Source organism: Jeongeupia chitinilytica (genome assembly GCF_014652315.1).
Lineage (GTDB): Bacteria > Pseudomonadota > Gammaproteobacteria > Burkholderiales > Chitinibacteraceae > Jeongeupia > Jeongeupia chitinilytica.
Map to the genome: position 1 here is coordinate 321,384 of NZ_BMYO01000002.1, position 19,224 is coordinate 340,607.

The following is a 19,224-nucleotide window of genomic DNA, read 5'->3' on the forward strand; positions in this document are numbered from 1 at the left end:
ATCGCCCCCATTTGGCCGATTCAGCTGCACTAAACAGTGTGCAGTGCCGAACACGGAGTACGCATTGGAACAACGGACGGAACGGGAACTCGACTCGGAACTCGTCGCCCGGGCGCAAGCCGGCGACAAGCGGGCGTTCGAGCTGCTGGTGATCAAGTATCAGCGCCGCATCGCCCGTCTCCTGTCGCGTCTGATCCGCGATCCGGCGGAAATCGAGGATGTTGCGCAGGAAGCATTCATCAAGGCGTATCGCGCTTTGCCGTCCTTCCGGGGCGAATCGGCGTTTTACACTTGGCTTTACCGGATTGCGATCAATACTGCGAAAAATTACCTCGCTTCGATGGGCCGTCGCCCGCAACTGGCGATGGACTACGAGGACGAAGAGGGCGAGACCCTCGACGCTGCGGCACAAATACCGGACTTTCATACGCCGGAGTCTGAACTATCGAATCGTCAGATTGTCTCTACGGTGAACGAGGCGGTCGATGCGCTCCCGGAGGAGTTGCGGACCGCCATCACGCTGCGCGAGATGGAAGGCCTGTCGTACGAGGAGATCTCCAGCGTGATGAACTGTCCGATCGGTACGGTTCGCTCGCGAATTTTCAGAGCGCGCGAAGCGATCGCGACAAAACTGCGGCCACTTCTGGCAACGGTCGGCAAGGACCGGCGCTGGTGAGGCTCAGGGCATAACGCGAATGAAGGAAACCGACATGAAAGAGCATTTGTCCGCGCTGATCGACAGCGAACTGGATACTGCGGGCAGTGCCGCGGTGCTGAGGCAACTCGGCCCGGACGGCGAACTGGCGCAAGACCTGCACGACTGGCAGTTGATCAGTGACGCCATGCACGATCATCCCATCCTGTCGCCCGACTTCATGACGCGTTTCTCGGCCCGGCTCGCCGCCGAGCCGGTGGTCATCGCACCGCACGCCCTCAAACGAAAGCGTTCCTTCCTCAAGCGCGCGCTGGTGCCGTTTTCGGCTGCTGCGTCGATCGCCTTTGTCGGCGTCGCCAGCTGGCAGGCTTACACCGGCATGCGAGGTACTTTGCCGGCACCGGGTGCACCGGTCGCGGTCGAACGGATGGCCAGCAACGATACCGTCAATGTCGATGCCGACCGCATCCACGATTACCTGGTTGCCCACCGCGAAGACGCGGGCAGCCCTTTCGCCGGCCAGGATATGGTCTCGATTTCCTACCAAGTTCCACAACGATAACGCCAGATGATGAAACTGAAGGGGTGGCTCTTCGCCGGCAGTCTGCTGTTCGCAGGATCTTCGCTTTCCGCGCTTGCAGCACCACCGGGTGAGCTGCTCGACCAGGCGCAGGCCAGCCAGCTCGTCAATCGCGTCACCGAGGCGCCCAAGTCCCTGACATTCCAGGGCATCTACATCCAGCAGCGGCACAACTTCATGCAGAGTTACCGGGTCTTCCACCAAGGTGGTGGCGGAGCCGATGTCGAGCGGCGCGAGTCGCTCGACGGGCCGCAGCTCGAGTACCTGCGTCACGGCGACCTGATCAGTGTGTTCACCCCGGACTCCCGGCCGGTGACGCTGGACCGGCGCCATACGTCGAAGATGTTTCCGCGCCAGTTTCCGGATCATGCCGAGGAGCTGCTCGGCAATTACCAGATCCGCAGGATCGGCCGCGAACGCGTGGCCGGACTCGATGCCGACATCTACGACTTCGAGCCGCGTGACCGCTTCCGTTTTCCGCACCGTTACTGGATCGACAGCGGCAGCGGCCTGATGCTCAAGACCGTGATGTACGGCCCGCGTCGCGAGGTCACCGAAATCTTCGCGTTTTCGCAGATCAATATCGGCGGTGCGCTCGACAAGCGTCTGCTCAAGCCGGTGAATCCGGTCCGCCCGGTCGTGCTCGAACAATTGCCGCAGGCGCCGGTTGCCGATCCGCAGTGGCAGATCGACGATCTGCCTCCAGGGTTCAAGCTGTTCCGCCAGCTCAAGCGCAATCTGCCGGGCAAGAACAAGCCGGTGCTGCATTACCTGTACGGTGATGGTCTGGTGACGGTTTCGGTGTTCATCGAGCCGATCGATGCCCGCATGCCGCAGGGGCTGACGCAGCAGAACGGCATCAGCCTGTTCTGCCGTCACGTCGGCAACTACATGATCACTGCGCTCGGCGAGGTACCGCCCGAAACGGTGCAGGCCTTCAGTCAGGCATTCAGCCCGCGCTCGGGTGACAAGTAAGCGGTTGTCGCGATGATCGATACGGAAGCCCGGGTCGTCCGCACGGAAGCCGATCATGCCTGGGTCGTCATCCGTCCGCATACGCCGTGCGGCAATTGCGATCCGCAGACCGGCTGCCGTTCGGTCGCCATCAGCCGCATGTTCGGTCAGGCGCAGCAGCACTATCGCGTTAATAATCCCCTTGGCGCCGAGCAAGGCGAGTATGTCAAAGTGGCCGTCGCAGAACGTACGTTACTGCATTCGGCGCTATGGGCTTATGGTTTGCCGCTACTGGCAATGCTGCTCGGTGCCGTTCTTGGCCGTGTCACCGGTCTGGTTTCGCCGCTGGCCGAAGTCTGCGGTGCCGCGATCGGTTTCTGTGCAGCCTTCGCCTGGTTGCGTTGGGGGCATCGATCGTCGACCGACCGGGGGCCGACCATCGTCTCGCGTCATGGCCGGATGCCGCCGCCACGCGGTTGCGCCAGCGCCGACTGATTCGTTCGTCTGTTTCATTCTCATAACAATGGGTGATTGACCATGAAGATGACTCACTGGCTTGCCGCCGGGGTGTTTACGCTTGGCTTCGGCGTCGCGAATGCCGCGCCGGTATCGGGTTTGCCCGACTTCACGCAACTTGTCGAAAAGGAAGGCAAGGCGGTCGTGAACATCTCGACCACCGGCAAGGTGCGCGAACAGCCACAGCAGCAGTGGAATGCCGACGACGACGTGCTCGACCTGTTCCGCCGCTTCGGCTTCCCGGTGCCGCCGGGCGCATTGCCGCAGCAGCCCGGCGCACCGCGCGAGCGCCAGGTCCAGTCGCTGGGCTCGGGCTTCATCATCGATGGCGCCGGCTACATCCTCACCAACGCCCACGTCGTCGCCGATGCGGACGAAATCAAGGTCAAGCTCACCGACAAGCGCGAATTCAAGGCCAAGGTCATCGGCGCCGATGCGCGCACCGATGTCGCGCTGCTCAAGGTCGAAGCCAACGGTTTGCCCAAGGTCGACCTTGGAAACAGCGAGGCGCTGAAGGTCGGTGAATGGGTGGTCGCGATCGGCGCACCGTTCGGGCTGGAAAACAGCGTGACCGCCGGCATCGTGTCGGCCAAGGGACGCAACCTGCCGGATGAGACCTTCGTGCCGTTCATCCAGACCGACGTCGCGATCAATCCGGGCAACTCGGGCGGACCGCTGTTCAACATGCAGGGCGAGGTCGTCGGCATCAACTCGCAGATCTACAGTCGTTCGGGCGGCTACATGGGACTGTCGTTCTCGATTCCGATCGACGTGGCGATGAAGGTGGCCGACGAGCTCAAAGCGACCGGCAAGGTCACGCGCGGCCGGATCGGCGTCGCGGTGCAGGATCTGAACGAGGACCTGGCCAAGACCTTCGGTTTGCCGAATACCAATGGCGCGCTCGTGTCGTCGGTCGACAAGGACGGTCCGGCGGCGAAGGCCGGACTGAAACCGGGCGACGTGGTACTCAAGTACAACGGCCAGCCGATCAACAATACCGGCGACCTGCCGCGTCATGTCACCGACACCAAGCCGGGAACCACCGTCAAGCTCGGCATCTGGCGCGACCGCGCCGCCAAGGAGTTGCCGGTCACCATCGGCCTGCTCGACAGCGTCGAAGGTCCGAACAAGGCCCGCGAGTACAAGGGCGGATCGGCACAGCAGGAAGACAGCCAGCGTTTCGGGCTGACCCTGCGCGAGCTGGCGCCGCAGCAGCTGAAGGCGCTTGGCATCAAGTACGGTCTGGCGATCCAGTCGGCGACCGGCCCTGCAGCCAAAGCCGGACTGATGCGCGGTGACGTGATCATCGGCGTCGGCGGCACCGATCTCGGCAGCATGCAGCAACTGCGCCAGCTGCTGAGTGTAGTGAAGCCGAACGATTCGGTGGCGCTGCGGGTGATGCGCGACGGTGCGACCATCTTCATTTCGATGACGGCGCCGGCCAAGTGAGTCGCGTGCTCAAACTCTACGGCCGCGAGTATTGCGGCCTTTGCCTGACGATGCGCGACCAGCTGCAGCCGTTGTCCACGCGGCACGGCTTCGCGGTCGAGTGGGTCGATATCGACGACAACGATGCGCTCGAAGCGCTGTACGGCGAGCTGGTCCCGGTGCTGGCGGCTGCCGACGGTCGCGAAATCTGCCACTACCATCTCGATGTGCAGGCGCTGGATGATTGGCTGGCCAAAATCCGGTAAAATCAGGCGATTGGCTGATACAGGGCACGCACGGCGTGCCCTTTTTTCGTAACAACAGAGTTCTATGGATCACATCCGCAACTTCTCCATCATTGCCCACATCGACCACGGTAAATCGACACTCGCGGACCGGTTCATCCAGTTTTGCGGCGGTCTCGAAATGCGCGAGATGAGTGAGCAGGTGCTCGACTCGATGGATATCGAGAAAGAGCGCGGCATCACCATCAAGGCACAGACCGCGGCACTGCAATACAAGGCGCGCGACGGCAAGGTCTACAACCTGAACCTGATCGACACCCCGGGGCACGTCGACTTCTCGTACGAAGTCAGCCGTTCGCTGTCGGCGTGCGAAGGCGCGCTGCTGGTCGTCGATGCATCGCAGGGGGTCGAAGCGCAGACGGTCGCCAACTGCTATACCGCGATCGAACTGGGCGTGGAAGTGCGCCCGGTACTGAACAAGATCGACCTGCCGGCGGCGGAGCCCGAACGCGTCGCGCAGGAAATCGAGGACATCATCGGTATCGAAGCCGCCGATGCGGTCCGTGCGTCGGCCAAGTCCGGCATCGGTATCGAGGACATCCTCGAGGAAGTCATCAGCAAGATTCCGCCGCCCAAGGGCGACGTCAATGCGCCGCTGAAGGCGCTGATCGTCGACTCGTGGTTCGACAACTATGTCGGTGTGGTGATGCTGGTGCGCGTCGTCGACGGCGAAGTGCGTCCGAAGGAAAAGCTGCAGTTCATGGCGACCAAGGCGCAGCACCTGTGCGAGCAGGTTGGCGTGTTCACACCCAAATCGGTCCAGCGCGACGTGCTGCGTGCCGGTGAAGTGGGCTTCATCATCGCCGGCATCAAGGAACTGGCGTCGGCCAAGGTCGGTGACACGATCACCACGGTGAAGAACCCGGCTGCCGAGGCGCTGCCGGGGTTCAAGGACGTCAAGTCGCAGGTGTTCGCCGGCCTGTATCCGGTGGAAAGTCACGATTACGAGTCGCTGCGGGATTCGCTGACCAAGCTCAAGCTCAACGATGCCGCGCTGGCATTCGAGCCGGAAGTGTCGCAGGCGCTCGGCTTCGGCTTCCGCTGCGGCTTCCTCGGTCTGTTGCATCTGGAGATCGTCCAGGAGCGGCTCGAACGCGAGTTCGACATGGACCTCATCACCACGGCGCCGACCGTGGTGTACGAACTGGTGCTGAAGGACGGTACGGTCACGCATATCGAGAATCCGTCCAAACTGCCCGAGCAGACCAAGTTCGAGGAAATCCGCGAGCCGATCATCACGGCGACGATTCTCGTGCCGCAGGATTACGTCGGTGCGGTGATGACGCTGTGCAACCAGAAGCGCGGCGCGCAGCGGAACATGCAGTACATGGGCCGGCAGGTGATGCTGACCTACGACATGCCGATGGCCGAAGTGGTGATGGACTTCTTCGACAAGCTCAAGTCGGTGTCGCGCGGCTATGCCTCGCTCGATTACGAGTTCAAGGAATTCCAGGCGGCCGATCTGGTCAAGCTCGATGTGCTCGTCAACGGCGACAAGGTCGACGCGTTGAGCCTCATCGTTCACCGCAGCACCAGCGTTTACCGCGGTCGCGAGCTGGTGAGCAAAATGCGCGAACTGATTCCGCGCCAGATGTACGACGTGGCGGTGCAGGCGGCGATTGGCGGTACCATCATCGCGCGCGAAAACGTCAAGGCAATGCGCAAGGACGTGCTGGCCAAGTGCTACGGTGGCGACATCACCCGCAAGAAGAAGCTGCTTGAAAAGCAGAAGGCGGGCAAGAAGCGCATGAAGCAGGTCGGCAACGTCGAAATCCCGCAGGAGGCCTTCCTCGCCATCCTGCAGGTCAGCGACAAATAACAACGCAACAAGGGAAACCGCATGAACTGGTATGTGATCGGCGTCATTCTGCTCATTCTGGGTCCGGTGCTGATCGGCCTCGGTGCCAAGCACGAACGCAAGAACAACGAACCGCCGCAACTGGTTCAGTACGGTTTCCTCAGTGCCATCGTCGGCGCCTTCATCCTGCTGGTGCAGCTGTTCTCGATTGCTGCTGCGCTGCTGATCTTCGTGCTGGTTACCGGCGTCGTCTGGGTCCTCGACAAGTTCGTGCTGGCCAAGAAGCGGGGGGAAGCGCGTCCGTCGGACTGGGTCGAGTATGCACGCGGCTTTTTCCCGGTCATCCTGGCCGTCTTCCTGCTGCGCTCCTTCCTCGTCGAGCCCTACCAGATTCCGTCGAGTTCGATGCGCCCGGGGCTGGTGGTCGGCGACTTCATTCTGGTGAACAAGTTTGCCTACGGCATCCGCGTGCCGATTCTCAACAATGTCGTCATCCCGGTCGGCAAGCCGCAGCCGGGCGACGTGATGGTGTTCAACTATCCGGAAAAGCCGTCGATCGACTACATCAAGCGCGTGATCGGTACTCCGGGTGATACGGTCGAGTATCGCGGCAAGAAGCTGACCGTGAACGGCCAGCCGGTGCCGACCCAGGCCGCCGGCCAGCTGCAGTATGCCGAAGGGGTCTACCTGATCGACAACCAGCAGTTCACCGAAAAGCTCGGCGAGCATGTGTACAACACGCTGCAGATGGACGTGCCCGAGGTGAATCTGGCCGAGGTGCGCGATTTTCCGTTCCGCGAAAACTGCCGTTATGATGACGAAGGCTTCAGCTGCAAGGTGCCGGAAGGCTATTTCTTCATGATGGGCGACAACCGCGACCACAGCGCCGACAGCCGTTACTGGGGTTTCGTGCCCGACAAGTACATCGTCGGCAAGGCTTTCCTGGTGTGGTTCAACTTCAAGCAACTGGGCCGTATCGGCACCAAGATCCAGTGATCCGGTCGACCGGACGAGTACGGGGAGATACTTCAATGCGCACGCAACGCGGTTTGTCGTTTTTCGGTTTCATCATCATTGCGGGCTTCGTCGCGGCCGCTGCCATCGTCTTCTTCAAGGTGGTCCCGGCCTATATCGAGTACTTCAACGTGAAGAAGGCCGTGACCAGCGTCGCGAAGGAACAGGGTACCCAGCCGGCGGCGGCGATCCGCGAATCGTTCGACAAGCACGCCAACATCAGCGATATCAAGGCCGTGTCCGGCAAGGATCTGCAGATCATCCAGGCCGGCGGCAAAACCTCGATCACCGTCGGCTACGAGAAGGTCGTGCCGGTTGTGGCCAACGTCAGTCTTTTGTTCGATTTCAATGTGGATGCCGCCGGTTCCGGCGCGGAATAAACGCTCAATGTCCGTCGTATTGCCCGCCGAGCGCCTGATGAAGGTGCTCGGTTATTCATTTCAGGATCCGCAGCGCCTCAAGCAGGCGCTGACCCATCGCAGTTACTCGTCGACGCACAACGAAAGACTGGAGTTCGTCGGCGACAGCATCCTCAATGCGGTGATCGCCCGCACGCTCTACCTTGCGTTTCCGCAGCTGACCGAGGGCGAACTGTCTCGTCTGCGGGCCAGCCTGGTCCGGCAGGAAGCGCTGGCCGATGTGGCCGGCGAATTGCAGCTCGGCGATTATCTGTCCCTCGGCGAGGGCGAGCTCAAGAGCGGTGGCCATCGCCGGCCGTCGATCCTGGCCGACGCGCTGGAAGCGATCTTCGGCGCGATCTGGTTCGACGGCGGTTTCTCCGAAGCGGAGCGCGTCATTACGGCGCTGTTTGCTTCGCGAGTGGCAAAAATCGATCCGGCCCAGGCGCTGAAGGACCCGAAAACAGGTTTGCAGGAGTGGTTGCAGGCGCGCCGCCAGCCACTGCCTGAGTACGTTCTGGCCCGCCAGGAAGGCGAGTCGCCGAACCAGCTGTTCGAGGTCGTTTGCCTCGTGCGTGGGCTGCAGGTGGAAACCCGTGCCGAAGGTCCAAGCCGCCGTAATGCCGAACAACAGGCCGCATCCGCGGCGCTGGCGCTGCTCCGGGAACGTCACCCGGGCAAGCGCCTCTAAGCTGTCAGGGCTTGCAGCCCTGCACGGAGAATTCCATGACTGAAGAACTGATGCTGCCGGAAGAGTCGGCAGCCGAAGATTACCGTTGCGGCTTCGTCGCGATCATCGGCCGGCCGAATGTCGGCAAGTCGACGCTGATGAACCACCTGATCGGCATGAAGGTGAGCATCACCTCGCGCAAGGCACAAACGACGCGGCACCGGATCACCGGCGTGCTGACCAGTGAAACCGCACAGTTCGTCTTTGTCGATACCCCGGGCTTTCAGACCCGTTATCGCAACGCGCTGAACCAGGCGATGAACCGCAGCGTGACGACCACGCTCGCCGATGTCGATGCGATCCTGTTCGTCGTCGAAGCGGGGCGCTTCACCCAGCAGGACGAGGACGTGCTCAAGCTGTTGCCGAAGGACCGGCAGGTGCTGCTGGTCGTCAACAAGGTCGACGAAATCGAAGACAAGGCCTCGCTGCTGCCCTTCATCGAATCCGTCGCACAGAAGCACGCGTTCACCGCCATCGTCCCGATTTCGGCACAGAAGAAGCAGAAGCTGGATGTGCTGCTGCAAGCCGTCGAGCCCTTGCTGCCGCATTCGGCGCCGATGTACGAGGAAGATCAGGTCACCGATCGCAGCGAGCGCTTTCTGGCTGCCGAAATCATCCGAGAAAAAATCTTCCGGATGATGGGCGACGAGCTGCCGTACTCGGTGACGGTCGAAATCGAGAAGTTCGACGAGGAAATGACCAAGGACGGTCGCGAACTCAAGCGCATCTATGCCGCGATCCTGGTCGATCGCGACAGCCAGAAGGCGATGCTGATCGGCAAGAACGGCGAGCGGCTCAAGCGCATCGGTACCGAGGCGCGCCAGGACATGGAAAAGCTCTTCGATGCCAAGGTCTTCCTCGAGATCTGGGTCAAGGTAAAGAGCGGCTGGGCCGACGATACGCGCCTCTTGCGCCAGTACGGCTTCGAGTAAACCACGAGCGTGGCCGACAAGGCTGTCCGCAAGCCGCGGCGCAAGGCCGCTGCTGATGTGCCGCGGGTCGACGCGCAGCCGGCGTTCATCCTGCACCAGTACGCCTACCGGGAAACGAGCCGGCTGCTCGACGTGTTCAGCCGCGATCTGGGCCGGGTGATGATCGTCGCCCGCGGCGTGCAACGCCCGGGGTCGCAATTGCGCGGCAGTCTGCTGGCCTTCCAGCCGCTGCTGCTGGCGTGGTTCGGTGCCGGCGAGGTCAAGACGCTGCACGCGGCCGAATGGCAGGGCGGCCTGCCGCAACTGACCGGATTGCCGCTGCTGTGCGGCTTCTATCTGAACGAGCTGCTGATGAAGCTGCTGCCGCGTGAGGATGCCTATCCCGCGCTGTTCGGCGCCTATTTCGCAGCCATCCGGCAGCTCGGGTGCTCGGCGAACGAGCGCGCGGCAGTCGAGCCGGTGCTGCGCAGTTTCGAGCTGACCCTGCTGCGCGCGCTCGGCTATGCGCCGACGCTGGACCGACAGGCGGGCGGGGCACCATTGCAGCCGGGTCAGCGCTACAGCTACGACGCCGGGTTCGGCCTTGTTCCGGCGCGGGACGGATTACCCCAGTTCGAGGTGGCGGTGCTGCAGGCGATTTCCGCCAGCTGTTTCGATGACGATCGCGTCCTCGGTCAGGCCAAACTGCTGATGCGGCTGGCGTTTGCCCCCTTGCTCGGCGACGCACCGCTGCATACACGGCAGCTGCTGATCGATCTGCAGACGCTATAGCGCGTCCGGCGCCGTAGCCGCTACACTTTGCGTCTTTTGCCGGACCGGTGCCGGCGCGAACGGGAATGAAGATGGCAGTCGATATCCAGCTTGGCGTGAACATCGATCACGTCGCGACGCTGCGCAACGCGCGCGGCACGGTCTATCCGAGCCCGGTGCTCGCTGCGCAGCTGTGCGAGCAGGCGGGTGCCGACCTGATCACCTTGCACATGCGCGAAGACCGCCGCCACGTCCGCGATGAAGACGTGAAACTGATCCGCAGCGTGATCCAGACCAAAATGAATCTGGAAATGGCGCTGACGACCGAGATGCTCGACCACGCCTTGGCGATTGCCCCGCAGGACGTTTGCCTCGTGCCCGAGCGGCGCGAGGAAGTAACGACCGAGGGCGGACTCGACGTCAAACGCTTTGCCTCGCTGACCGGCGAATACACCCGCAAGCTTGGTGATGCGGGCATGCGTGTGTCGATCTTCATCGATCCGGACCGGGAGCAGATCCGTCTGGCGCATGAGCTGGGCGCACCGGTCATCGAAATCCATACTGGCCGCTATGCGGACGCCAGCACGCCTGCCGAGCGCGATGCCGAGCTGGCGCGCGTGCGCGATGCGGCCGAGTATGCCGCATCGCTTGGGCTGATCGTCAACGCAGGACACGGATTGCATTACCACAACGTCCAGGCTGTCGCCGCCATTCCGCAGATCCGCGAGCTCAACATCGGTCATGCGATCATCGGTCACGCCGTGTTCGTGGGCCTGAAGGAGGCCGTACGCGAAATGAAGGCACTGATGGTTGCCGCGCGTCGCTGAGCGGCATGCAGGCGTGTGTCGCGGTGTAAGGGAAACCGGTGCTTGTGGCGTGGCGTCATCTGCATCAGCATTCGGTGATGCAGTGCGTCGGTCCCTGTCGGATCGGCGCAACCGGCGCATCACCGGCCATGCCCCGGCATCGGCTGCCAAAGTCGAATGCGCTATGCTTGTAAGTGACCGTCCGAGCCAGGAGCAGACATGATCACCATTTCGCACGAAGCGCACTACATCTACGTTGCGGTGCTGAACGAGTTCACTGTGCAGGACTTCAAGGAGTTCGAGGACAGCGTGCTGTACGAACTGCGGTTTCACGGCTCGGCCAACCTGTTGTTCGACCTGTCCGGCATGCTCGGTTACACCATCGACATGGCCGTCGAAGAGGTCAAGTTTGCGCGCAAGCACCGGCGGGATTTCGGCCGTGTTGCCATCGTGTCAAATGATCAGTGGGTCACCTGGTCGGCTTGGGTCAACAACATCCTGTCCGATGCCGAGGTCGAAGTGTTCGACGAGGTTGACGAGGCCCGGACCTGGCTCGAACTGACGTCGTTCTCGGCCGGGTAAGCGGGCAACGTTTCCAATCCATGCGTGAATTTCTGAACAAGCTGTTCAAGCGCGATTCGTCGCCGTTTGCCGGTAACAAACTGGCAAACGCGTGGTGCCGCCAGCTTGAACTCGATGCGCCTGCCGCGCAGCGTGCCAAGGTCTTGGCTCTCGCGCGCGGGTTTGTTGCCGACCGAAAGTTGCCGACGCCGGAGGCACTTGAGGCCACCTTGCTGATCGATGCCGCAGCCCAGTCGAGTTACGACGCGCTGTGTTGCCAGTATGTCGCCAACCCGCGCATGTCCAAGGAGCTGGAGCGCCAGCTGTGGACCGAGATCGTCGAGTATGCGCAGGCGATGATCGATCTGTACCAGCGCTTCGTCAAGGCGGATCCGTCGCCGGAGGACAAGCCGCGGATCGATGCCCAGATGCCACAGGTGCTGGCCCGCAGCCTGCATTACCTTGGGCTCCAGGCCAAGTGGTACCACTTCCGTTTCGAGCGACTGCCGTCGAAACTCTGGACTCAGGCCAACCAGCTGTACCGGCTTTCGGAAATCGATGGGTTCGACAGCAATCCGTTCCCGCTTTATCCCGGCCATGCCGACGAGGTGACGTCGTGCGCGGATGAATACCTGCAACTGCTGATGCTCGCCACGCTGTCGAGCCACAACCTCACGGTGCGCCAGCTGGACTGGGCCGATCACTGGCTGGATCGCTGGAGCAAGCTCATCCAGCTATCGCGAAAGTTCTACGCCGACAGGCATCATCTGTGCGTGAACCTGCAGGAAGATGGCGGTCCGGTGCGGGTGAAGGAGGACCAGAGCGAGGAGCCCTTCCGCTACTGGGGCCTGTTCGACCTGATTCACGAATTGCAGGAAACACAGCGCAAGCTTGAAAACGGTGCAACCCCGGTCTCGCTTGGCCTGGGGCAAGACTGCCGTCAGCCGGCCAGCACCGAGCTGCTGCGACTGATCGAATCGGCGTGGACCACGCTGATGCGCAATACCCAGGTGACGCGCAGCGCGCGCCAGACCGTCAGCAAGACCGCGGAAGTCGTACAGGGGCTGGGCAGGCTGTGCGCGATGGTCCGCGCAGACAACGACAAGTTCAGCCGTCAGCCGGCCGAAGTCAGGACGGACGTCGACTACGACGAAATCATGGACATGCGGCTGTACGGTTTTGTCTCCGAACGGACGCGCGCGAAGCAGGCCACGGGGCCGGCGACCGTGCAACCGAAGTCCAGGCAGAAGGTCGGTTCGGTCGCCTGGGCGATCGAGAACGAATCCGAAGGGGGCTTCGGTGCCATTCTGCATGCGGCCGAAAACGAGTGGATCCGGCCCGGTGCGCTGATCGGCATGCGGACCGGCGAAGACGACAACTGGCGCGTCTGCGTTGTCCGGCGGCTCAACCGGCTGCGGGACGAGCAGTTGTCTGCCGGCATCCAGATCCTTTCGGCGACGCCGGTGGCGGTGAGCGTCAAGGCGGAAGACGACGAGAATACCCAGATCAACCTGTCGGATGTGTCCTTCCTCAATACCGAATTCCCGATGCTGCGCGTCGGCTTGTACATTCCGCACCTGCAAGGGGGCAATAGCGTGAACACGCTGATGCTGCACGCCTCCGAGTACGCGAACAACCGGCTCTACAGCGTCAAGGCCCGCGATCGCAGTTTTACGGTCAAGCTGGGCAGTGTGCTCGAAAAGGGGGCGGACTGGGTCTGGGCGAACGTGCAGGTCGTGAAACAGAACGACTGAACCGTTCGTTCATTGACATGAAAAACGGCGCCGTGGGCGCCGTTTGTTTTCAGCCGAGTCGCTGGCCGATGAACTGGCCGATCGCCTGGATTTCCGGCTGGCAGACCGAATGCTGGATCGGCCAGGTTTGCCAGCTGGCCGGATTGCCGAGGTCGGTGACGTGCCGGACCGCCGTTTCGCCAAGTGCGACCGGCACGACCGGGTCATGGCTGCCGTGGGCGGCAAAAACCGGCGTTGTGCGATTGGCTTGCGTGCTGCTGGCATCAAGCAGTTGCGGGGCGGGCAGATAGGTCGACAGCGCCACAATGCCGGCCAATGCTTCGGGGTGGGTCAGCCCGGCCGTGTAGGCGATGGCGCCGCCTTGCGAGAAGCCGGCAAGCAGGATGCATTCGCTCGGAATGCCTCTGGCATTCTCGTTGGCGATCAGCGCGCGGATGTGCTCGACCGAGGCCTGAACACCGCCAAGGTCTGCATGCCGGTCGATGCTGTCGAAATAAACGATATCGTACCAGGCGCGCATCACATAGCCGTTGTTGCAGCTGATCGGCATGTACGGGGCGTGCGGAAACAGGAAGCGCACGGCCAGTCCGGCTGGCAGGCCCAGCTCAGGAACGACCGGGACGAAGTCGTTGCCGTCGGCACCAAGGCCGTGCAGCCAGATCACGCTGGATTGCGGGCTGGGTGCGGTTTCGATTTCGACGCAGGGGAGCAGTTCGCTCATTGTTCGTCCTTGGGCTGGATGGCCGATTTGGGCCGGAATGCGGTCACGACGGCCGGATGGGTGTCGACATACGGACCGTCGAGCAGCTGAATGCAGTACGGTACCGAAGCAAACACGCCATGTACGAGCACCTTGCCGTCGGCGTCGCGGACGCCCTCCAGTGTTTCCCTGATCGATTTGGGCTGGCCGGGCAGGTTGAGGATCAGCGACTGTTTGCGCACGACGCCGACCTGGCGGCTGAGAATGGCCGTCGGCACGTAATGCAGGCTGACCTGACGCATCTGTTCGCCAAAGCCGGGCATCAGCCGGTCGGCAACGGCGAGCGTCGCATCGGGCGTGACATCGCGCAGCGCCGGACCGGTGCCGCCGGTGGTCAGCACCAGTCGGCAACACGCGATATCGACGAGTTCGCACAAGGCGGCTTCGATTTGCGCCTGCTCGTCCGGAATCAGCCGCGTGACCAGTTCGAACGGGGTGGCGAGGGCAGCGGTGAGCCAGTCGCGCAGTGCGGGAATGCCCTTGTCGTCGTAAACGCCGCTCGACGCCCGGTCCGAGACCGAGACCAGCCCGATCTTCAGCACGTCGCTCATTCCGCCACCGTCACGGTCACGCCGCCATCGGCCTCGGCGCTGAAGTGCAGGTCGTGCCAGTCACCGATCAGGAAGTCGGCTTCGCGGAGTTCGTCGGCGGGGTGCGAGGTCGTCAGCGCGATGACCGTCATGCCGGCGGCCTTGGCCGAACGCACGCCGTTCGGTGCGTCCTCGAAGGCCAGCGATCTGGCCGGGTCGACGCCGAAATGCTTGGCGCCAGCGAGATACGGCGCCGGCGACGGCTTGCCGTCGGCCACGTCTTCGGCGCACACCATGAAGGCCGGCGGAGTGATCCCGCAGTATTCCAGTTTGGACTTTGCCAGCGGGCGCGGTGCCGAGGTGACGATAGCGGTGCGGACGCCGTCGAGTTCGGTCAGCCGGGCGGCGATGCCGGGGATGGCGATCGTGCCTTCCATGTCGGTCAGCTCGCGCTCGAGCAGCTTGTTGAACTCGGTCTGCAGATCGGCGTTCGGCGCAAAGCGCCGGATGACGTCGACGCCGCGCACGCCGTGCATGTTGGCAATCAGGTTTTCGGCATCGATACCGTGTTCACCGGCCCAGTTGCGCCAGATCCGTTCGACGCAGGGCGTCGAATCGATCAGCGTACCGTCCATGTCGAAGAAAATGGCGTCAAAACGGTTCGGCAGGTGGGCAGGCAACGACATCATTTCTCCTCGCGTGGATCGATCAGCGGCGGTTCGGGGTACAGCGTCTTCAGCAGCTGGAACAGTTCGCGGAAGGCCTTCGGCGGCTTCTGCTGTTCGCGCTCCTTCAGTGCATTGCGGATCAGCTGGCGCAGCTGCTGGACGTCGAGATCCGGATGATCGTTGATCAGCGTTTCGACGGCCTTGGCATCGGTCAGCAGCTTGTCGCGCTGACGTTCGAGCTGGTGCAGCCAGGCGTTGTGGCGGTCGGAATTGCCGGCGAGCGAGTCGAGCAGCGCCTGGATCGGTGCCGGGTCGACCTGACGCATCAGCTTGCCGATGTACTGCTTGTGCCGTGCGACGGCGCCGTGTGCGGTCAGCCGTTTGGCTTCGATCAGCGCGTTGAACAGTGTTTCGGGCAGTTCGAGGCCGATCAGGTATTTGCGGTCGAGCGGAATCAGCGCTTCGCCCAGTTCCTGCAGCGCGTTCATGTCGCGCTTCATCTGGCTCTTGCTGACGATTTCGACGTCGTCGTCGTGGGGATGGGGGTCTTGGTGTCGAGCCATGGCGGGGAGCGCGGAGCAAAAGCATAATGATACCAAACCCGCCGGGGTTCTCCGGCGTACACTTGTGCCGCCGGCCGGGGAGCGGTAGAAATCCCTGTGCTCCACTTGCCTTGTACATTCGTGCCGCCTTACTGTCTGCGCTCTGCGCGACCTGTCAGCCGCGCCTTTCCACTCATTCCAGGGATGCCCGATGTCCGATTTCAGTTTCAGTCCAGACCAGATCCGCGATCTCGCCGCAACCGTACTCGACGAAGCCCGTCGGCAAGGGGCAACGGCCTGCGAAGTGGATGCCTCCGAAGGGCTGGGCCAGAACGTTTCGGTGCGGCTCGGCGAAGTGGAGACGATCGAGTACAACCGCGACAAGGGGGTTGGCGTCACGGTGTATCTGGGCTCGCGCAAGGGCCATGCGAGCACGTCCGATTTCTCGAAAACCGCGCTGGTCGATACGGTCAAGGCGGCGCTGTCGATCGCACGCTACACCGCCGAGGACCCGTGCGCGGGCCTGGCGGATCCGGCGCGCTTTGCGACGGTTTTCCCCGACCTCGACGTCTATCATCCGTGGTCGTTGCCGGTCGAGCAGGCCATCGAACTGGCGCAGCGTTGCGAGGCGGCCGGCCGTGGTGTCGATGCACGGATCGGCAATTCCGAAGGGGCCAGCGTCTCGACGTCGGCGTCGCGCTGGGTCTATGCCAATTCCGCCGGTTTTTCCGGGCTGGGCGAATCGACGCGCCACGGCATTTCGGCCGCGCTGATTGCCGAGGACGAGTCGGGCATGCAGCGCGACTACTGGTACACGGCTGCACGCGCCGCCGCCGACCTCGACGATGCCGAAGCGGTCGGCCGCAAGGCCGGCGAGCGTGCGGTACGCCGCCTGGGAGCCCGGCGGGTGAAGACCGGCGAGTACCCGGTGTTGTTCGAGGCACCGGTGGCTTCGTCGCTGATCGGCCATTGGGTGTCGGCCGTCAGTGGTGGCAGCCTGTACCGCAAGACCAGCTTCCTGACCGACAGCATCGGCACGCAGGTGTTTTCGCCGGTGGTCGACATCGTCGAGGACCCGTTCGTTATCCGTGGCCTGTCCAGCGGCGCATTCGATGCCGAGGGCGTGGCGACGGCCAGGCGTGATCTGGTGACTGCCGGGGTGCAGAACGGCTACTTCCTCGGCAGCTACAGTGCACGCAAGCTCGGCATGCAGAGCACCGGCAATGCCGGGGGTACCCACAACCTGCTGGTTGGCGCCACCGGCAGTTTCGACGCGCTGCTGGCCCAGTTGGGTACGGGCCTCTTCGTGACCGAACTGCTGGGCCACGGCATCAACCTGGTGACCGGCGACTATTCGCGCGGCGCGGCCGGTTTCTGGGTCGAAAACGGCAGGATCAGTCATCCGGTCGAGGAAATCACCGTCGCCGGCAACCTGCGCGACATTTTCAAGGGCATCGTCGGGATTGGTGACGACTGGCTGGTCTCGAGCAGTCGCCGGGTCGGCTCGATCCTGATCGACAAGATGACCGTCGCGGGCCACTGACCATGAGCGGCACGACCGGACGGCCGGCATACTGGGACGAGGCTTGCAGCGTGCTGGCCGCCGGCGATCCGGTGCTGGCGAAGCTGATTGCCGCTTATCCGGGCATCAGCCTCGAAGGTCGCGGTGACGTGTTCGTGACGCTGTGCCGGTCCATTGTCGGCCAGCAGATTTCGGTCAAGGCGGCCGATTCGATCTGGCGCCGCTTCGACACCTGTGTGGTCGAGGTGTGCAGCGAGCGCGTGCTGGCCGCGTCGGTCGACGATTTGCGCGCGTGCGGCCTGTCGCAGCGCAAGGTCGAGTACCTGAAGGATCTGGCGCAGCACCATGCCGAAGGGCGACTGGCGTCGGAACGGCTTGATGCGATGGACGACGAGGCGGTCATTGCCGAACTGACATCGATCCGCGGCATCGGCCGCTGGACCGCCGAAATGTTCCTGATGTTCCACCTGATGCGCCCGGACGTGCTGCCGCTCGACGACGTCGGCCTGATCAAGGCCGTTGCGCGCTACTACCACGATGATGAACGCCGGCCAAAGGCGGAAGTCCGCGTACTGGCGCAACGCTGGGCGCCGTGGCGCTCGGTGGCGACCTGGTATCTGTGGCGCGGGCTCGAACCGCTACCGGTCAGTTACTAGGCGGCGGACGGGCATATCCCATGAATGCGTTGCAGACCGTCGGCCTGTTCGTGCTGACCGCGCTGGCCGAAATCATCGGCTGTTACATTCCCTACCTGTGGTTGCGCCAGGGGCTGTCCGCGTGGTGGTTGCCGCTGGGGGCGGCCAGTCTGGTGCTGTTCGCATGGCTGCTGAGCCTGCACCCGAGCGCGGCCGGACGGGTGTACGCGGCGTATGGTGGTGTCTACATCGCCGTGGCGCTGGGGTGGCTGTGGGCAGTCGACGGCATCCGGCCGACGGTGTGGGATGTGCTGGGCGTGGCCGTATCGCTGGCCGGGATGGCCATCATCATGTTCGCGCCGCGCGCGGCATGAGCGCAGGCCTCCCGCCCAGGAAAAAAAGCCGCAATCGCGGCTTTTTTTCCTGGGCGGCGGGAAGGGCGCTACAGCATCTTGAGCTTGCCGCGGAACTCGTCGATCGTGGCGTAGCCCTTGCTCGCCATGATGGCCGCCAGTTCGCCCAGTACACGATCGAATACCGCCGGACCTTCCTCGTACAGCGCGGTGCCGATCTGCACCAGGCTGGCGCCGGCGAGCAGGTGCAGGAAGGCTTCGGTGCCGCTCTGCACGCCGCCACAGCCGATGATCTGCTTGTCCGGACAGCGGCGGTAAAAGGCGTTGACGTTGGCGAGTGCCGTCGGCAGGACATAGCTGCCACCGAGACCACCGAAGCCGTCCTTGGGTTTGATCACGACCGATTCGGTTTCCGGGTCGATCACCAGGCCGTTGCCGACCGAGTTGATGCAGGTGACGAAGGCGAGCCGCGGGTAGCGGTTCAGCACTTCAGCGGCGGCGTCGAAATGCGAGATGTCGAAATAGGGCGGCAGCTTGACGCCAAACGGGCGCTTGTAGGCATCGTTGACTTCGTCGAGCAGCTCGTCCATCGCTTCGAAGTCGTAGCCGGTCTGCGGTTTGCCCGGCACGTTCGGGCAGGACAGATTGACTTCGAGCAGCGCCGGATTCACCGCCTCACGGATCGCGGCGATCATTTCGACGTTGTCGTCGAGTGTCAGGCCCGAAATCGACAGGAACAGCAGCTTCTGCTCGTGATCGAAGCGGTCGGCGTAGTCGAGGTAGTAGCGGTAACCCTCGTTCGGCAAGCCCATCGAGTTGATGCTGCCCAGCGGCAGGCTGCGATAGCGCGGTTCAGGGTTGCCGGTACGCGGCTCGAGCGTGCAGCTCTTGGTCACCATCGCTGCGGCGGCGCTGGTTGCGAGGGTGTCGAGTTCGGCATGGGTGCGGCAATGCACGCCCGATGCGTTCATCAGCGGGTTGGCCAAGGGCTGGCCAAGGAAATGGCAGGTCAGGTCAGTCATGGCGGGATCGG

At 63.1% G+C, this 19,224-nt stretch carries 23 protein-coding genes; 18 read left to right on the forward strand and 5 right to left on the reverse strand.

The window, feature by feature from the left end:
• Positions 1 to 64 precede the first annotated feature (64 nt).
• The 15 genes from rpoE (at position 65) to IE097_RS04675 (ending at position 13,181) form a co-directional block, all read left to right on the forward strand.
• Entirely contained in the window at positions 65 to 676 is a 612-nt protein-coding gene (gene rpoE, locus IE097_RS04605; RefSeq protein ID WP_229797425.1) for an RNA polymerase sigma factor RpoE, read from the forward strand.
• Positions 677 to 710: 34 nt separating this feature from the next.
• On the forward strand, positions 711 to 1,217 hold the full coding sequence (locus IE097_RS04610) for a sigma-E factor negative regulatory protein (RefSeq protein ID WP_189458969.1): 507 nt from the start codon (positions 711 to 713) through the stop codon (positions 1,215 to 1,217).
• A gap of 6 nt (positions 1,218 to 1,223) precedes the next feature.
• On the forward strand, positions 1,224 to 2,210 hold the full coding sequence (locus IE097_RS04615; protein ID WP_189458970.1) for a MucB/RseB C-terminal domain-containing protein: 987 nt from the start codon (positions 1,224 to 1,226) through the stop codon (positions 2,208 to 2,210).
• A 12-nt stretch (positions 2,211 to 2,222) separates the two neighbouring features.
• On the forward strand, positions 2,223 to 2,684 hold the full coding sequence (locus IE097_RS04620; RefSeq protein WP_189458971.1) for a SoxR reducing system RseC family protein: 462 nt from the start codon (positions 2,223 to 2,225) through the stop codon (positions 2,682 to 2,684).
• A gap of 42 nt (positions 2,685 to 2,726) precedes the next feature.
• Positions 2,727 to 4,154, forward strand: a complete 1,428-nt coding sequence (locus IE097_RS04625) for a DegQ family serine endoprotease (protein ID WP_229797426.1) — start codon at positions 2,727 to 2,729, stop codon at positions 4,152 to 4,154.
• A 5-nt stretch (positions 4,155 to 4,159) separates the two neighbouring features.
• Positions 4,160 to 4,399: a glutaredoxin family protein gene (locus IE097_RS04630; RefSeq protein WP_268247077.1), complete on the forward strand. Its 240-nt coding sequence runs from the start codon at positions 4,160 to 4,162 to the stop codon at positions 4,397 to 4,399.
• Between the two features lie 64 nt (positions 4,400 to 4,463).
• Entirely contained in the window at positions 4,464 to 6,257 is a 1,794-nt protein-coding gene (gene lepA, locus IE097_RS04635; RefSeq protein WP_189458973.1) for a translation elongation factor 4, read from the forward strand.
• Positions 6,258 to 6,278: 21 nt separating this feature from the next.
• Positions 6,279 to 7,232, forward strand: coding sequence for a signal peptidase I (gene lepB / locus IE097_RS04640; protein WP_189458974.1), 954 nt, complete (start codon positions 6,279 to 6,281; stop codon positions 7,230 to 7,232).
• A gap of 35 nt (positions 7,233 to 7,267) precedes the next feature.
• Entirely contained in the window at positions 7,268 to 7,630 is a 363-nt protein-coding gene (locus tag IE097_RS04645; protein ID WP_189458975.1) for a DUF4845 domain-containing protein, read from the forward strand.
• A gap of 7 nt (positions 7,631 to 7,637) precedes the next feature.
• A complete protein-coding gene (gene rnc, locus IE097_RS04650; RefSeq protein ID WP_189458976.1) occupies positions 7,638 to 8,339 on the forward strand; it encodes a ribonuclease III in 702 nt (233 codons plus the stop codon).
• Positions 8,340 to 8,374: 35 nt separating this feature from the next.
• Positions 8,375 to 9,310, forward strand: coding sequence for a GTPase Era (gene era, locus IE097_RS04655; RefSeq protein WP_189458977.1), 936 nt, complete (start codon positions 8,375 to 8,377; stop codon positions 9,308 to 9,310).
• Between the two features lie 9 nt (positions 9,311 to 9,319).
• Entirely contained in the window at positions 9,320 to 10,081 is a 762-nt protein-coding gene (gene recO, locus IE097_RS04660) for a DNA repair protein RecO (protein ID WP_189458978.1), read from the forward strand.
• An 83-nt stretch (positions 10,082 to 10,164) separates the two neighbouring features.
• Positions 10,165 to 10,887 carry a pyridoxine 5'-phosphate synthase gene (gene pdxJ / locus IE097_RS04665; RefSeq protein WP_373295733.1) on the forward strand — a complete coding sequence of 241 codons (723 nt, stop codon included), beginning with the start codon at positions 10,165 to 10,167 and terminating at the stop codon, positions 10,885 to 10,887.
• A gap of 198 nt (positions 10,888 to 11,085) precedes the next feature.
• Positions 11,086 to 11,448, forward strand: a complete 363-nt coding sequence (locus IE097_RS04670) for a SpoIIAA family protein (RefSeq protein ID WP_189458980.1) — start codon at positions 11,086 to 11,088, stop codon at positions 11,446 to 11,448.
• A gap of 20 nt (positions 11,449 to 11,468) precedes the next feature.
• Positions 11,469 to 13,181, forward strand: a complete 1,713-nt coding sequence (locus IE097_RS04675) for a cyclic-di-GMP receptor FimW-related protein (RefSeq protein WP_189458981.1) — start codon at positions 11,469 to 11,471, stop codon at positions 13,179 to 13,181.
• Positions 13,182 to 13,230: 49 nt separating this feature from the next.
• Here the strand turns inward: IE097_RS04675 and IE097_RS04680 are convergent, their stop codons facing one another.
• Genes IE097_RS04680 through yjgA form a run of 4 tightly spaced genes read right to left on the reverse strand, consistent with a single transcriptional unit; the run spans position 13,231 to position 15,702 of the window.
• Positions 13,231 to 13,902 (reverse strand): alpha/beta hydrolase, encoded by a 672-nt coding sequence (locus IE097_RS04680; protein WP_189458982.1) that lies wholly within the window; start codon positions 13,900 to 13,902, stop codon positions 13,231 to 13,233.
• A complete protein-coding gene (mog, locus tag IE097_RS04685) occupies positions 13,899 to 14,492 on the reverse strand; it encodes a molybdopterin adenylyltransferase (RefSeq protein WP_189458983.1) in 594 nt (197 codons plus the stop codon). Before mog ends, IE097_RS04680 begins: the two co-directional genes overlap by 4 nt.
• Entirely contained in the window at positions 14,489 to 15,157 is a 669-nt protein-coding gene (locus IE097_RS04690; protein ID WP_189458984.1) for an HAD family hydrolase, read from the reverse strand. Before IE097_RS04690 ends, mog begins: the two co-directional genes overlap by 4 nt.
• Positions 15,157 to 15,702, reverse strand: a complete 546-nt coding sequence (yjgA, locus tag IE097_RS04695) for a ribosome biogenesis factor YjgA (RefSeq protein WP_189458985.1) — start codon at positions 15,700 to 15,702, stop codon at positions 15,157 to 15,159. Before yjgA ends, IE097_RS04690 begins: the two co-directional genes overlap by 1 nt.
• Positions 15,703 to 15,892: 190 nt before the next feature.
• Between yjgA and pmbA the strand changes: the two genes are divergently transcribed.
• Genes pmbA through IE097_RS04710 form a run of 3 tightly spaced genes read left to right on the forward strand, consistent with a single transcriptional unit; the run spans position 15,893 to position 18,212 of the window.
• Positions 15,893 to 17,224, forward strand: a complete 1,332-nt coding sequence (gene pmbA, locus IE097_RS04700) for a metalloprotease PmbA (RefSeq protein WP_189458986.1) — start codon at positions 15,893 to 15,895, stop codon at positions 17,222 to 17,224.
• 2 nt (positions 17,225 to 17,226) lie between these two features.
• Entirely contained in the window at positions 17,227 to 17,859 is a 633-nt protein-coding gene (locus tag IE097_RS04705) for a DNA-3-methyladenine glycosylase family protein (protein WP_189458987.1), read from the forward strand.
• 20 nt (positions 17,860 to 17,879) lie between these two features.
• On the forward strand, positions 17,880 to 18,212 hold the full coding sequence (locus tag IE097_RS04710; RefSeq protein WP_189458988.1) for a YnfA family protein: 333 nt from the start codon (positions 17,880 to 17,882) through the stop codon (positions 18,210 to 18,212).
• A 68-nt stretch (positions 18,213 to 18,280) separates the two neighbouring features.
• Here the strand turns inward: IE097_RS04710 and IE097_RS04715 are convergent, their stop codons facing one another.
• Positions 18,281 to 19,213 (reverse strand): dihydroorotate oxidase, encoded by a 933-nt coding sequence (locus IE097_RS04715; RefSeq protein WP_189458989.1) that lies wholly within the window; start codon positions 19,211 to 19,213, stop codon positions 18,281 to 18,283.
• Positions 19,214 to 19,224: the final 11 nt, after the last annotated feature.

Bases quoted from the DNA above. Each gene is read 5' to 3' on its own strand.
- IE097_RS04710 (WP_189458988.1), top strand. From the start codon at position 17,880: ATGAATGCGTTGCAGACCGTCGGCCTGTTCGTGCTGACCGCGCTGGCC.
- lepB (WP_189458974.1), top strand. From the start codon at position 6,279: ATGAACTGGTATGTGATCGGCGTCATTCTGCTCATTCTGGGTCCGGTG.
- IE097_RS04610 (WP_189458969.1), top strand. From the start codon at position 711: ATGAAAGAGCATTTGTCCGCGCTGATCGACAGCGAACTGGATACTGCG.
- IE097_RS04670 (WP_189458980.1), top strand. From the start codon at position 11,086: ATGATCACCATTTCGCACGAAGCGCACTACATCTACGTTGCGGTGCTG.
- rnc (WP_189458976.1), top strand. From the start codon at position 7,638: ATGTCCGTCGTATTGCCCGCCGAGCGCCTGATGAAGGTGCTCGGTTAT.
- pmbA (WP_189458986.1), top strand. From the start codon at position 15,893: ATGTCCGATTTCAGTTTCAGTCCAGACCAGATCCGCGATCTCGCCGCA.
- IE097_RS04690 (WP_189458984.1), bottom strand. From the start codon at position 15,157: ATGTCGTTGCCTGCCCACCTGCCGAACCGTTTTGACGCCATTTTCTTC.
- mog (WP_189458983.1), bottom strand. From the start codon at position 14,492: ATGAGCGACGTGCTGAAGATCGGGCTGGTCTCGGTCTCGGACCGGGCG.
- yjgA (WP_189458985.1), bottom strand. From the start codon at position 15,702: ATGGCTCGACACCAAGACCCCCATCCCCACGACGACGACGTCGAAATC.
- lepA (WP_189458973.1), top strand. From the start codon at position 4,464: ATGGATCACATCCGCAACTTCTCCATCATTGCCCACATCGACCACGGT.
- IE097_RS04675 (WP_189458981.1), top strand. From the start codon at position 11,469: ATGCGTGAATTTCTGAACAAGCTGTTCAAGCGCGATTCGTCGCCGTTT.
- IE097_RS04620 (WP_189458971.1), top strand. From the start codon at position 2,223: ATGATCGATACGGAAGCCCGGGTCGTCCGCACGGAAGCCGATCATGCC.
- era (WP_189458977.1), top strand. From the start codon at position 8,375: ATGACTGAAGAACTGATGCTGCCGGAAGAGTCGGCAGCCGAAGATTAC.
- IE097_RS04615 (WP_189458970.1), top strand. From the start codon at position 1,224: ATGATGAAACTGAAGGGGTGGCTCTTCGCCGGCAGTCTGCTGTTCGCA.
- IE097_RS04705 (WP_189458987.1), top strand. From the start codon at position 17,227: ATGAGCGGCACGACCGGACGGCCGGCATACTGGGACGAGGCTTGCAGC.
- IE097_RS04715 (WP_189458989.1), bottom strand. From the start codon at position 19,213: ATGACTGACCTGACCTGCCATTTCCTTGGCCAGCCCTTGGCCAACCCG.
- IE097_RS04680 (WP_189458982.1), bottom strand. From the start codon at position 13,902: ATGAGCGAACTGCTCCCCTGCGTCGAAATCGAAACCGCACCCAGCCCG.
- IE097_RS04625 (WP_229797426.1), top strand. From the start codon at position 2,727: ATGAAGATGACTCACTGGCTTGCCGCCGGGGTGTTTACGCTTGGCTTC.
- IE097_RS04645 (WP_189458975.1), top strand. From the start codon at position 7,268: ATGCGCACGCAACGCGGTTTGTCGTTTTTCGGTTTCATCATCATTGCG.